This window comes from Kamptonema formosum PCC 6407, assembly GCF_000332155.1.
GTDB classification, from domain to species: Bacteria; Cyanobacteriota; Cyanobacteriia; order Cyanobacteriales; family Microcoleaceae; genus Kamptonema; species Kamptonema formosum.
The window spans coordinates 35010-47473 of sequence record NZ_KB235906.1 but is presented as its reverse complement, the minus strand read 5'-3'; the positions used below and the strand labels follow the sequence as shown (position 1 = coordinate 47473).

Genomic DNA, 12464 nt, shown 5'->3' with positions numbered 1-12464 from the left:
TCGATCGCACAATCAATTTGTTTCAACCTCTGCTAACATTTATTTAACCATAAAACCTGGATTCAAACTTCCGCATAAAAACATCAAAGCAATGTACCTTTGTTCGCTCAAACTGCGACTGATTTCCATTCGCCAATGACCTCCCCAATCTCCATCATTATCACCGTCTACAACCGAGAACGCTACCTCAGCGCCGCCATAGAAAGCATTCTCACTCAAACTTACCCCAACTTTGAACTCTTAATTTGGGACGACGGTTCCACCGACACCAGCCTCCTCATCGCCCGCGAATACGCACAGCAAGACACGCGAATTCAAGTAATAGCCGCCCCCCACCAAGGTCGAGGAATTGCCCTCAAAGCTGCTCATACAATGTGCAAAGGAATTTATACGGGCTGGGTAGACAGCGACGACTTGCTCGCACCCACCGCCCTGCAAGAAACCGCATCCGTATTAGACGCACAGCCAGAAATCGGAGTAGTCTACACCGACTATCTAATAATTAATGAAAAAACTCAAGTAAAAGGACTAGGACAACGCAGCCAAATACCCTACTCTCCAGACCGACTATTAGTAGACTTTATGACCTTCCACTTCCGCCTATTTCGCCACGAATTATACAATCAAATAGGCGGCATTAATTCCGAATTCAACCGCGCCGCTGAAGATTACGATTTCTGCCTGCGACTCTCAGAAATCACTCAATTCTATCACCTTAACAAACCCCTTTACTACTACCGCCAACATTCCCAGAATACAGTTCAACAGCAGATTGACCAAATTCTTGACTCTCAGTCAGCGATTAGGCAAGCACTTCAAAGACGCGGGCTAAGCGATAAATTTGAGATAGAAGTAGATATTATCAGTCGGTTTTTCCTCTACAAACGCTCCACAGCCCAATTTTGAACAGTTATGACAGTTCCGATATCCATTGCCATGCCCGTCTACAACCGAGAGCCTTACATCGGTTCCGCAATTGAGAGTGTTCTGGCTCAAACTTATCCTCACTTTGAACTACTCATTTGGGATGACGGTTCAACAGATAACTCCCTAACCTTAGCCCGCAATTATGCTCAAAAAGACAGGCGAGTGAGAGTATTAGCAGCAGAGCATCGAGGCTATGGCTACTCCTTCATGGCATCCATCAGAGAAACGACATCTCCTTACTTTGGCTGTGTAGACAGCGACGACTTACTAGCACCAACAGCACTAGCAGAAACAGCAGCCATTTTAGACACTTGTCCAGAAATAGGACTTGTCTATACCGACTACTTGCTCATCGACTCCAACGACTGCGTTCAAGGTTATGGCCCCCTGTGTCGCATCCCCTACTCGCCAGAACAACTATTAGTAGATCCGATGGTTTTCCACTTTCGGCTGTTCCGTCGCTCCGTTTACGATGCTGTGGGAGGCGTTGACCTAAACTTTGAATTCGCTGCGGATTACGAGTTGTGCCTGCGACTTTCGGAAGTTACACAAATAGCCAAAGTTAGCAAACCACTTTATTACTACCGCCTTCACGAACATAACATCTCGAAGTCACATAGATCTGAACAGATATCGGCAAGCCAACAGGCTATAGAGGCCGCTCTGACACGCCGGAATTTGGCTTTTAATTTAGGGTTAGGGGTAGAAATTACTGGTCATTTCCGCTTGCGAAGAAAGCCGATTTCGACCGCAGTTGGCAACATTTCATCTCCTGTTGGTGTTGGGAATACAGCTCGCTCATCGTCAGATCAAGATCACCCAATTTTCATCATTGGAGCTGAACGTTCGGGAACGACGCTCTTGCGCTTGATGCTGACAGCACATCCAGCTATCTGTATTCCACCTGAGAGCATTTTCTTCGTTGCTCTGGAGTCAAAGTATGGTGATATTGATAACTTGCTTTCTCGTATTGAAGAGTTTTTGGACGACCTTTACACCAACACTTTCCACCGATTTTCGGAATGGAATGTGGACAGGCAACTACTGCGACAGAATTTGTTGGGTTGTCGCCAGATGCGCTACTCTGAAGCGGTGTCTATTGTTTATCAAACTTATCGGCAGCAGTTCCAACCGACGGCATCCATTTGGGGAGATAAAAATCCTTTTTATATTTACCAGTTGGGTAAAATTCACAGGTATTTTCCAGGGGCCAAAGTAGTTCTTATTGTCCGCGATTTTCGGGCTTGTTACAGTTCTGTCAAACAATTGGTGGCTGGGGAGAAAGAAAGAGGCATAGTTTGGCCGGGACTCAAAACCTTGGATGAGCTGACACACCAATGGAATCAAGTGGTGAGGGTAATGTCAAAGTCCATTTGTCAGCCAGAGCAGTTTTATGTAGTTTATTACGAGCAGCTTGTCAGAGAGCCAGAAATGGAACTGCTGAAAATTTGTGAGTGGATAGGGATTGAGTTTAGCGCTTCAATGCTGGAATTTCATCAAAAAAACGCTGCATTGGGTTGGGTTCCGGCTAACCAAATGGTATGGCATCCAAGGACGCTTGAGCCACTCTGTACTGAGCGTATTCATGCTTGGCAGGATGAACTGAGCTTTTCGGAACTGGAGGCGATTGAGCTTTGGAATTGGAAAAATCTACAAAAGCTTGGTTACAAGTGCGTGACTTTTTAGCGTTGCTTAAAAAATATTGAGTAGGCATTGAGTGGTTAGAGAGTTAAGCCGAAGGCGCTTCTCCAAACAGTGTAAAAGTCAATGCTTGCATTTGGCATCACCGTTTGGGCACGGTGATGCCCATTTGGATGCGATCGCACCTAAATCAAAGAGGAGCCTGCTTCAATCACTGTCACAAAGCCCCTCAGACCTAGTTGCAGTTATTGCTACCTTGCTATCACAATAGTTTACTGCTTTTGAAAGCACTATCACGACAACCCTAGTTATAGTAAGTTAAACCGACGCATAATAGTTGGTCACGCCACAGCTTTCACGCTATAATGATATCAAACTAGCAAAGATTACTGATGTTCGTAGTTAGCCTTTTATCGAGAAAAGGAGGGTCGGGAAAGACAACCCTTGCCGTCCACTGGGCAGTCGTTGCCGTAAAGTGCGGTTTGAGGGTCGTATTAGCGGACATGGATTCCCAGAAGTCATCAGCATCTTGGTTTAACAAGCGAGAAGCTGAAACCCCCTTACTGATACAGCCCCAACCTTCCAACATATCTGACCACATTCAAGCTTGCCTTAAAGGTGGCATTGACTTGGTGCTGATTGACACTCCCCCTGACATTGACACAAATGCCGTGTACGCAGCGCGAGTCTCAGACTTGGTAGTAATTCCGGTACGCCCTTCTGTACTGGATTTGGAAGCGATCGCAGGTACAGTCGAACTGGTACGAGGCATAGGCAAACCCGCAGTATTCGTCCTCAACCAAACACCACCGAGATCAGGTGTTACTGAGGAAGCTAAAACCGCCCTAGCTGCCTACGGTTTACCCATTTGTCCTATGGCAATAGCCTCTCGCATTGCCTACTCGCGTGCCTTAATTGATGGCCGGGTAGCGAATGAGATTGAGCCAAGGGGGAAAGCTGCAATTGAAGTTAAAGAAACCTGGAATTGGATTTTACAGCAGTTGAAAGCAGGGAGTAAGTAATGCCAAAGAAGAAACCGAGCTTGTCCGATTTGACACTCTCCAAGGGAACAACCGTAGTACAAGCAAACTCCTCCGCCACAGAAGCTGAACCCAAACGCAGGGGGCAGACATTACGGTTAGATGAAGGGGCGTGGAAGCAACTCAAGCACCTGGCGACTGACTTGGGGAAACCCTCTCACGATTTACTCATTGAGGCCGTCAATGACCTGTTTAAAAAATACGGCAAACCGCCGATCGCTTAAACTTAACCGTAACCATCATTTTGCCCGACTTCTCCTCAATCAACCGTAAGAAGAGTCAGTGTGCGATTCGTTTAACCTAAAGTAAGGCATCAAACCCTTGCAGGACGGTTAGCCCAGTTGATGAGACTGGTGATAACTGGTTACATTTGTGGGTGAACCGCCGTGCGGTAAGTCCCACCCCTCAAGTGCAGAGGTGAAAGCATATCCCCTAGTTTACTGGGTAGCAACCAATAGACTAAAGCGGGGATAAAAGGCAGAACTACTAATAGCCGAATTTGGTAACTGCCGAGCAAGAATCTATGCGTAGCGAAAGCAAAGATGTACCTGAACCATCGTCATTGTTAATGGTCATAATGGCTGTTTAAGACCAAGCCAAAAGGCAAGGATAGGGCATAAGCGGTTACTGACCCGACTTATAAGCACTGCCCATAAAACCCGGTGGAGAGCATCACGCTAAAGGTTCAATCAAATATGTAATCGGAACGAAGTAACCCTTAATTACCTCTGGTAAGGTCGATAACCAGTAAGTAGCTAACGAATGATAGTTAGGGGAGGGATTGTATCAGAAGCGAATGCTCTGTTGTAACGACAGAGATATGCAGATGGATACACGATAATTCCAAAGGAATAGAACAAGTAGCAATGAATAAATCTAAAACGCAGAACAATCTGACGGCGGAGTGGAAAGACATCAACTGGCGCAAGCTAGAAAGGGTGACTTTTAAGTTGCAAAAGCGCATATTCCAAGCGAGTACACGTGGCGATGTTAAAGCCTGTCGCAAACTTCAGCATACCCTGATTAGGTCTTGGTCTGCAAAGTGTATTGCGGTACGTATGGTAACACAGGACAACCAAGGAAAGAATACGGCTGGTGTGGATGGCGTTAAATCGTTAACCCCAAAGCAACGTACTAACTTGGTAGGTAAGTTGCTGTTAACCGGAAAGGCAAAACCTACTCGTAGGGTAATGATTCCTAAACCCGGTATAACTGAAACTAGACCATTAGGAATACCCACAATAAACGACCGCGCATTGCAAGCCCTATGCAAAATGGCGTTAGAACCAGAGTGGGAGGCAAAATTCGAGCCTAACAGTTATGGTTTTAGACCAGGGCGTTCCTGTCACGATGCGATTGAAGCAATATTCAACAGTATTAGCAAAAAAGCCAAATACGTGCTTGATGCTGACATTGCCAAATGCTTTGACCGTATAGACCATAAAGCATTACTATCCAAAATAAACACATACCCCACTCTAAGCCGCCAACTGAAGGTATGGCTAAAAGCAGGGTATTGTGTGGACAAAAAATTCTTTCCTACCAATGATGGTACACCACAAGGCGGGGTAATTTCCCCCCTACTTGCGAACATTGCCCTACATGGTATGGAAGAAAGAGTTATGCAATATGCGGAAATACTAAAAGGAAGCAAACGAAATAACCGTCATGCCCTTAGTCTAATCCGTTATGCTGATGACTTCGTAATTATCCATGAGGATGTAAACGTAGTCAAGAATTGTCAGGAGATAATTGCCAATTGGTTATGTGACATGGGATTGGAGTTAAAGCCAAGCAAAACAAGATTAACCCACACCCTTAATGAAATAGAAGGAAATGTAGGGTTTGAGTTCTTAGGGTTCCATGTACAACAGCATAAAGTAGGAAACTATCGAAGTGCGAAAAACTCACAGGGGAAACTACTAGGTTTTACTACACTAATCACACCCTCAAAAGCCAAAGTCAAAACTCACCTAGCCAAGATTGGTGAAGTAATAGATACCCATAAAACCGCCCCACAAGCTGCTTTAATTAGTAAGCTGAATCCAATAATTCGGGGATGGTCAAACTATTACTCAACAGTTGTTAGTAAAGATACCTTCTCAAAGGTTGACCACCTAATATGGCAAAAATTAAGAGCCTGGGCAAGAAAAAGGGGAAAAGGTGACATCAACAAGGATAAATACTGGCGAACAGTAGGCGACCGAAATTGGTGTTTCAGTACAGAGGATGAAATAGAATTACACACCCATACAGAAACGCCAATCGTAAGGCATACAAAAGTCAAGGGTGAAGCTAGTCCGTTCGATGGAAACTGGATTTATTGGAGTAAGCGTCGAGGCGAATACCCAGAAACTCCTAACAGGGTTGCAACATTAATCAAGAAACAAAAGGGTGTTTGTCCTCACTGTGGTCTGTACTTTACGAGTACAGACATTGTAGAAGTTGACCATATAAAACCAACATCGTCAGGTGGAAAAGATACCTACGATAACCTACAACTTCTACACAGGCATTGTCACGACACAAAGACGGCTCAAGATGGTTCCCTCCACAAGAATCACGATGATAAGCCGTTTTGAATCGTACCCATAACAAGGGTGGTTTTATCAAGGAGCCGTGTGATGGGAAACTATCAAGCACGGTTTTGAAGGGCGCGACCTGAAAGGTCGTTTGGTACGTGGAGCCAACTCCACTAGGGGATTCACACCCCCTACTCTCACGTAAAAGACTCATAACTGAGTCCGGTCACGGTCAAGTAGGTAACGAAACAACCGGAATGCAGACCACGAATGTAGCCGAAACTGGCAGCCCAAGCTGGTCAGGAGCTAGAGAGAGTTCTTAAATGGTGAACGCAAGTGAATTATCATTTTAAACGGCGTGATACCGTAAATGTCCAAATAAGGCTGACAGGACATTATGGGCGGATTCATAACTCCTTCATTTATGAATCGTGTGAACACAAGCCCATCGCTGAATAGATAACACCTAACTGAGAACACAAAACCAAACGATACAACAGGGTAAGTCCTACAGAGTCTAGGAGAGGTCGAAAACTCCTAGTAGGTCTAAGGTAACGAGGACACAACTCTTTGGAGGATAGAGGAAGGGTTAAAAAGCGAATGCTGAGTTGTAATGATTCAGATAGGAGTTCAAAATTTGCTCCTGAACGAAAGTAATAGCAGACTTAACCTCGGTCTAACACGAATAGAAGAAAAGACAAAGAAATCGAACTCAATGACAAGTTAGCTACTGCCATGAAAATGACCGTAAACGGACAAAGAGAACGGCTGAAAGATTGGAGCCAGATTAACTGGAGACAGATGAATAAAGCCGTGAGAAATCTACGTCGAAGAATCTTTCGTGCCTCAGAGACTGGTAATTTCCGTAAGCTTAGAAACTTGCAGAAATTAATGATGAGAAGTTACGCCAACCTATTATTGTCTGTCCGACAAATCACTCAAACCAATCAAGGTAAACAAACCGCTGGTATTGATAAGGAGGTAATCAACTCACCAGCCCAAAGAGTGAAATTTGTTAATACATGGAAGGGTGGAAATCAAAAACCTGTGCGGCGAGTAGAAATCCCCAAGAAAAATGGCAAAATGCGTCCCCTCGGTATCCCAACCGTCAGGGATAGAGTCATGCAGGCAATAGTTAAAAATACACTGGAACCCGAGTGGGAAGCTAGATTTGAACCCAATTCCTATGGGTTCCGACCTGGCAGAAGTTGTCAAGATGCTATCGAACAATCATTCACCAGATTAAGTGACAATCCCAGAGGTAGCAATGATAAATGGGTTCTAGAAGCTGATATAAAAGGCTTTTTTGACAACATCGCCCATGAATCTATCCTAAAAATGATTAGTAACTTTCCTAAAAGAGGGGTAATCGAAGGATGGTTAAAAGCTGGATTTGTTCTCAATGGGAAACTAAACCCCACAGAGACGGGCACACCACAGGGAGGAGTCATCTCCCCACTTCTAGCCAACATCGGACTGCATGGATTAGAAACATATATAAAATCCACCAACCACCGACTAGGCGTGGTCAGATATAAGGCAATAAATGGACGTTCGCTACCACAATTAGCGACCGCCGAGGAAAAGAGAAAATTATTACTCTTTACCAGATAGCGTACACGCCCATCGAACGTCACATAAAGGTTAAAGGGAATACTTCACCTGACAACCCTCTTCAACAAGAATATTGGCTCAATCGAAACCAAAGATTAGGCAAATCATACTGGAGTAAGGGCAGTAAATACTATTCCGTCGCTCAAAATCAAAACTGGATTTGTCCTACCTGCGGAGAGTTATTGTTAAATGGAGAGGAAATAGAAACCCACCACATAGTACCTGTTGCTAAAGGCGGTACTGACGACGAGTACAACCTTCAGCACGTCCACCTAGCTTGCCACAAACAGGTACACTCTCAAACCAAAAACCAGTCTCAAAAGGTTAGAAGTTAGGCTTGAGCCGTGTAAGTGCGAAAGTCTTAAGCACGGTTCTTAGGGGAGGGGAGAGCGGCGACGCTCGAACCTTACCCGACAGAGGTAGGAGTGGTAACGCTCCTATCGACTCTAACTGAGGCGATCGCACTCTTCGATATTAGGACAGCCCCAAGCACCCCCCATTCGCTATGTTTGGGAACCAAAATAGTCTTGCTGTTTTGCTATCAAAGTAGCTTGCTATATTTTTAAACAAGCCACTCTATTCCTTACTCTTAGAGGCTTTTATCGACAAATGCTGCTCTGATAATTGGCATTTTAAGCTACCATGCTATCAAAGTATCACCCAGTAATTTACAACCAGCAGCTTTTGAAAAGGAAGGGAGAGGGGGAAAGAAAGGGGAGGGGGAATAGGAACTGGGGACTAGAGACTAGGGTTCAAGAACAGAAAATTCTTCCCTTCTCCTCCCCTTACCAGAGGCACGATCGCACTCCATGATAAAATAAGCCCATACCGACATTCGTGAACCTGGGCTGATATGGTGTTTGTGCCGAACGGGTTAGATTCTCGCAATCTACCTGCCTACTCAATAGCAGATGCCGCCCGTTATCTAACGATTCCACTCCCAACGCTGCGGTCTTGGTTACATGGGCGTTATTACCCAACCACAGAGTGTAAGCGATATTTTCAGCCATTAATTGAGCGCCCAAATCCTCAATTTCCTCAACTCTCATTTACGAATTTAGTTGAGGCCCACGTTTTGAGAGTGATTCGTCAAGAGCATAAAATTCGCTTGGATAAAATTCGGCTCACCCTCGATTACCTGGCAAGTGAGTTTGGTGTTCCTCATCCCTTAGCACAACTTCGGTTTCAAACGGATGGCGTGGATCTGTTTGTAGAATATCTAGGCAGTTTAATCGCGGTTTCTAGGGACGGACAATTGGTGATGCGGGCAGCGTTGCAGCATCTTTTAAGGCGGGTTGAGTGGGACGAAAAAGGCATTGCAGCCCGCCTATTTCCGATTACTCGTTTGAATGCGGTAGAGGCTCCGAAAGTGTTAGCAATTGACCCTTTAATCGCGTTTGGTCGTCCAGTTTAAGTTGGTATTGGCATTCCTACAGCTATCTTAGGAGAGCGATATAAGGCAGGAGATTCGATTGACACTCTGGCTCTTGATTATAGATGTTCGCACCTCCAGATTGAGGAAGCGATTCGCTGTGAAATGGCGCTTTCTGTGGCAGCGTGACTAAATCAGAGACTCCTGTCTTTTTTATTGATCGTGCTTTGGGTAAAAGGTCTGTGGCGGATGCTCTACGGCAAGCAGGCGTGGGGGTGAAATGAGCAACCGATGCTGTTGGCGAAGTCAAAAGTAGACAGCAAATCCGTAAAGTGTCACCCTAAGATTGGCACTATATATAGCCAGGAGAGTTAGGGATATGTCACTAAAACCACAACCCATCAGTCCTGTGCCAGAGGAAACAGTTCGTGTCGCCCGTGCTGCTTTCCCCAAAGGAAACCTTTATCTCACGCTGCGAGATGAAATTGGCACACTTTACAGTGATAGTGACTTTACCGCCTTGTATCCCACTCATGGTCAACCAACAGTTACACCTTGGCGACTGGCATTAATCTGTGTGCTGCAATTTATTGAGGATTTGCCAGATCGACAAGCGGCTGAAGCTGTCCGCAGTAGAATTGATTGGAAATATGTTTTGGGGTTGGAATTGACCGACCCAGGGTTTGATTTCTCTGTATTATGTGAATTTCGCACCCGATTGATAACTGGTGGTGCAGAACAACAACTGCTAGACACCTTACTGAAACAATTTAAAGAACGTGGATGGCTCAAAGAAAGAGGAAAACAGCGCACGGACTCTACTCATGTGCTGGCTGCTATTCGCAACTTGAACCGACTAGAAGGGGTAGGTGAAACCCTACGTGCGGCCCTCAATGGCCTAGCTACAGTTGCGCCAGACTGGTTACGTTCATGGGTTCCAGAGGAATGGTTTGAACGCTACGGTCGTGCCATAGAAGAGTATCGCCTACCCAAAGGCATTGCTGCTCGTAAAGAATATGCTGAGATGATTGGCACAGATGGTATGCAATTACTGATATCTGTGTGGGCAGAAGATGTCCAAAATTGGCTGAGGCTTGTGCCAGCAGTCGAAATTTTGCGACAGACTTGGATACATCAATATTATGTGGAGAATGAGCAAGTAAGATTGCGGGCTGCCAGCGACTTAGCTCCTTCTGGTAGTCGTTTTGACTCTCCTTATGACATCGATGCTCGCTTTGGTAACAAACGCAGTGTGACTTGGACTGGGTATAAAGTGCATCTGACCGAAACTTGCGATCGCCAGCCATCGAACTCACGTAATTGCACAACTTCTTCATCGCCATAAAGACACTAAACTCCTTTACATCCACACCTGGAGGAATAAATATTAATTTTAGTAAAGTTTTTTTTTATTTAGGTAGAGGAATGTTATGGTGATTCAAAAATAAAAACTCAAACTAAAAAGGATAAGAATCTATGTCCTCTTCCAAGCCCATAAAAACGCAGCAAACAGTTCAAGATTTAGTATCCTCCCCCGATCCAACAAAACTTATTAAGATTATTAATAACAGTGATGTGGATGTTATAGTTGTTATTCCATCTACGGCAGATGCTCCCGGAGGTTCAGGTGCTACAGATGTGTACAATCAAGACTTAAAAATACTTGACACATCTAGTGGCAAAAATTCGATCGCACAAGGAACTTCTGACACAGTTACCCTCGATCAGTATTACAAAGATCCTACAACAGGTCAAACGAAGCCGGCTTTATTGTATGACTTAATAATTAGTACTGCTAATTGGATTTCTCCCGTTGCCAATAATGGCGTGATGAAAAATATCTTTGCCACACCGCCAAATTTTCCCGATCAGACAGTAACAAAAGACGATCGTGATGCGATGAAAAATGCGGCTCAGTTTCATCAGACAATTTCTGCCTATCCCGAATCACAATTGGCCAAAAATTACCAAGCTGCCATGTCTCAAACATCAAGTGCAGCATCAGATCGAGCAGATGGTTCAGATAATTCTTCAAACAATGTAGCCAACTCGATTACTGACAACGTAAATGCCTTTTTTAAAAGCACAAAAAATTACCAAAACGTTACCTTAGCGGCTGTTGTAGCCGTGCAAAGCTACTATCAAAAATTTCCTTTCGTTTGGGCAGAGTATAATGATAGTGTTACCTATTACTTGTACAGCAGCGATGGCACGGCAACAAGTTTCGTTGGCACTGTTTCCCTAACCAAATCTGGTGCAATAGATCTAACAAAAGCTAATGGTGGTTACAGTATTACTTTTACTCCAGCCAAAAATCCAACTGATACAACTACAGTTGATGTTGACTCTTCTAAGGCTAAATCATTAACTTATTCCGATGGACTATTTCTTGACGATCCCTCTTTAGATATACCAGGACTGGCACTTAGGGGGGCTTTTCAATTAAAAAGCAGATTTAGTCAGAACCCGACAGATACCCAAATTATTTCATTATTAACTGGCTCAGTAAATGGTCAAACTGTTTTGGGGATTGACTCGCCACAAAAATCAAACGATCCTTCCTCAAGTTTTTGGAATACACTATTTCATCCTAAAAACTCTGCACAAATCTTTCAATCTGTGATGCAAATTGGTGGAGCATTAATGATGCTTCATTTTCTCGGAAGCACACTTTGGGGTATTTATAAATGGGCTAAGGCTAAAGCGGGTGTAAAGGAACCAACCACAAAAGAACTCCTAGAACAACAACAAAAAAGCTTTGAAGAAATACTCAAAAAGAACAACGAAGATTTGATTAAAAAGCTGACAGACGGTAAGCAAGAACTTCCTTCAGACGGACAACAGGCTATAGAGCAAGCGGCAAACTCAGAAGAGCTGGTTTCTGCCAATGGCGATGCAGCACGCATTGAGGCTACGTTACAAACAGAGGCAGCAAGACTCGAAACTCTTGCCGAGTTTGCTCCAGAAATGACAGCACAACAAATGGGGCAGTTGGAATCTGCCGCCACCAGTGTTCAAGACATAAACACTGCCTTAGATCAAGCCGAGCCTAGTACGATCAAAGACGTTGTTTCAACTCAAAAAGAAGCATTAGCCAATTTGAGAAGCTCCTCCGAGAAACTTGAGAATGACTTAGGAAAAACCATTGGTGAACAACAAAAAGAAATACTCAACGAACAAAAAGAGTTAGGGGATAAAATTACTGAAGATATGGAAAAAGTGAACGAGCAAGAAGAAAAAGGAACAGGAGAAGAACCGGCAGAGGGCGACGAATTTCCCCCTGAATTTCCCGAATAAAAAACTTGGCTCTCCTCTAATTCTGGCGCTCATATCTTTAAAGGGGAGGCT

Annotated in this window: 10 protein-coding genes; all 10 read left to right on the top strand. The window is 44.4% G+C overall.

The features are described 5' to 3' along the window. Positions 1-135: 135 nt before the first annotated feature. Positions 136-906 (top strand): glycosyltransferase, encoded by a 771-nt coding sequence (locus OSCIL6407_RS0128480; RefSeq protein WP_007355554.1) that lies wholly within the window; start codon positions 136-138, stop codon positions 904-906. Between the two features lie 6 nt (positions 907-912). Next, positions 913-2613 (top strand): sulfotransferase, encoded by a 1701-nt coding sequence (locus OSCIL6407_RS0128475; RefSeq protein WP_007355553.1) that lies wholly within the window; start codon positions 913-915, stop codon positions 2611-2613. A gap of 347 nt (positions 2614-2960) precedes the next feature. Further along, positions 2961-3590 (top strand): ParA family protein, encoded by a 630-nt coding sequence (locus OSCIL6407_RS0128470; protein ID WP_019487980.1) that lies wholly within the window; start codon positions 2961-2963, stop codon positions 3588-3590. Next, on the top strand, positions 3590-3832 hold the full coding sequence (locus OSCIL6407_RS0128465; RefSeq protein WP_019487979.1) for a ribbon-helix-helix domain-containing protein: 243 nt from the start codon (positions 3590-3592) through the stop codon (positions 3830-3832). The genes OSCIL6407_RS0128470 and OSCIL6407_RS0128465 overlap by 1 nt, the downstream gene beginning before the upstream one ends. A 642-nt stretch (positions 3833-4474) precedes the next feature. After that, positions 4475-6190, top strand: a complete 1716-nt coding sequence (gene ltrA / locus OSCIL6407_RS0128460) for a group II intron reverse transcriptase/maturase (RefSeq protein ID WP_007355549.1) — start codon at positions 4475-4477, stop codon at positions 6188-6190. Between the two features lie 675 nt (positions 6191-6865). Further along, positions 6866-7744 (top strand): reverse transcriptase domain-containing protein, encoded by an 879-nt coding sequence (locus OSCIL6407_RS31415; RefSeq protein ID WP_007355546.1) that lies wholly within the window; start codon positions 6866-6868, stop codon positions 7742-7744. A gap of 182 nt (positions 7745-7926) precedes the next feature. Further along, the gene (locus OSCIL6407_RS37405; protein ID WP_007355545.1) at positions 7927-8079 is read left to right on the top strand and encodes an HNH endonuclease; all 153 of its coding nucleotides are present in this window, start codon (positions 7927-7929) and stop codon (positions 8077-8079) included. Between the two features lie 518 nt (positions 8080-8597). Continuing rightward, on the top strand, positions 8598-9158 hold the full coding sequence (locus OSCIL6407_RS0128450; protein ID WP_007352869.1) for a hypothetical protein: 561 nt from the start codon (positions 8598-8600) through the stop codon (positions 9156-9158). 337 nt (positions 9159-9495) lie between these two features. Beyond that, positions 9496-10461 carry an IS5 family transposase gene (locus tag OSCIL6407_RS31410; RefSeq protein ID WP_007357400.1) on the top strand — a complete coding sequence of 322 codons (966 nt, stop codon included), beginning with the start codon at positions 9496-9498 and terminating at the stop codon, positions 10459-10461. A gap of 131 nt (positions 10462-10592) precedes the next feature. Beyond that, positions 10593-12413 (top strand): hypothetical protein, encoded by a 1821-nt coding sequence (locus OSCIL6407_RS0128440; RefSeq protein WP_007357401.1) that lies wholly within the window; start codon positions 10593-10595, stop codon positions 12411-12413. Positions 12414-12464: the final 51 nt, after the last annotated feature.

Coding starts and splice junctions, on each gene's coding strand:
- ltrA (WP_007355549.1), top strand. CDS start 4,475: ATGAATAAATCTAAAACGCAGAACAATCTGACGGCGGAGTGGAAAGAC.
- OSCIL6407_RS0128480 (WP_007355554.1), top strand. CDS start 136: ATGACCTCCCCAATCTCCATCATTATCACCGTCTACAACCGAGAACGC.
- OSCIL6407_RS0128440 (WP_007357401.1), top strand. CDS start 10,593: ATGTCCTCTTCCAAGCCCATAAAAACGCAGCAAACAGTTCAAGATTTA.
- OSCIL6407_RS0128465 (WP_019487979.1), top strand. CDS start 3,590: ATGCCAAAGAAGAAACCGAGCTTGTCCGATTTGACACTCTCCAAGGGA.
- OSCIL6407_RS31410 (WP_007357400.1), top strand. CDS start 9,496: ATGTCACTAAAACCACAACCCATCAGTCCTGTGCCAGAGGAAACAGTT.
- OSCIL6407_RS0128450 (WP_007352869.1), top strand. CDS start 8,598: ATGGTGTTTGTGCCGAACGGGTTAGATTCTCGCAATCTACCTGCCTAC.
- OSCIL6407_RS31415 (WP_007355546.1), top strand. CDS start 6,866: ATGAAAATGACCGTAAACGGACAAAGAGAACGGCTGAAAGATTGGAGC.
- OSCIL6407_RS0128475 (WP_007355553.1), top strand. CDS start 913: ATGACAGTTCCGATATCCATTGCCATGCCCGTCTACAACCGAGAGCCT.
- OSCIL6407_RS0128470 (WP_019487980.1), top strand. CDS start 2,961: ATGTTCGTAGTTAGCCTTTTATCGAGAAAAGGAGGGTCGGGAAAGACA.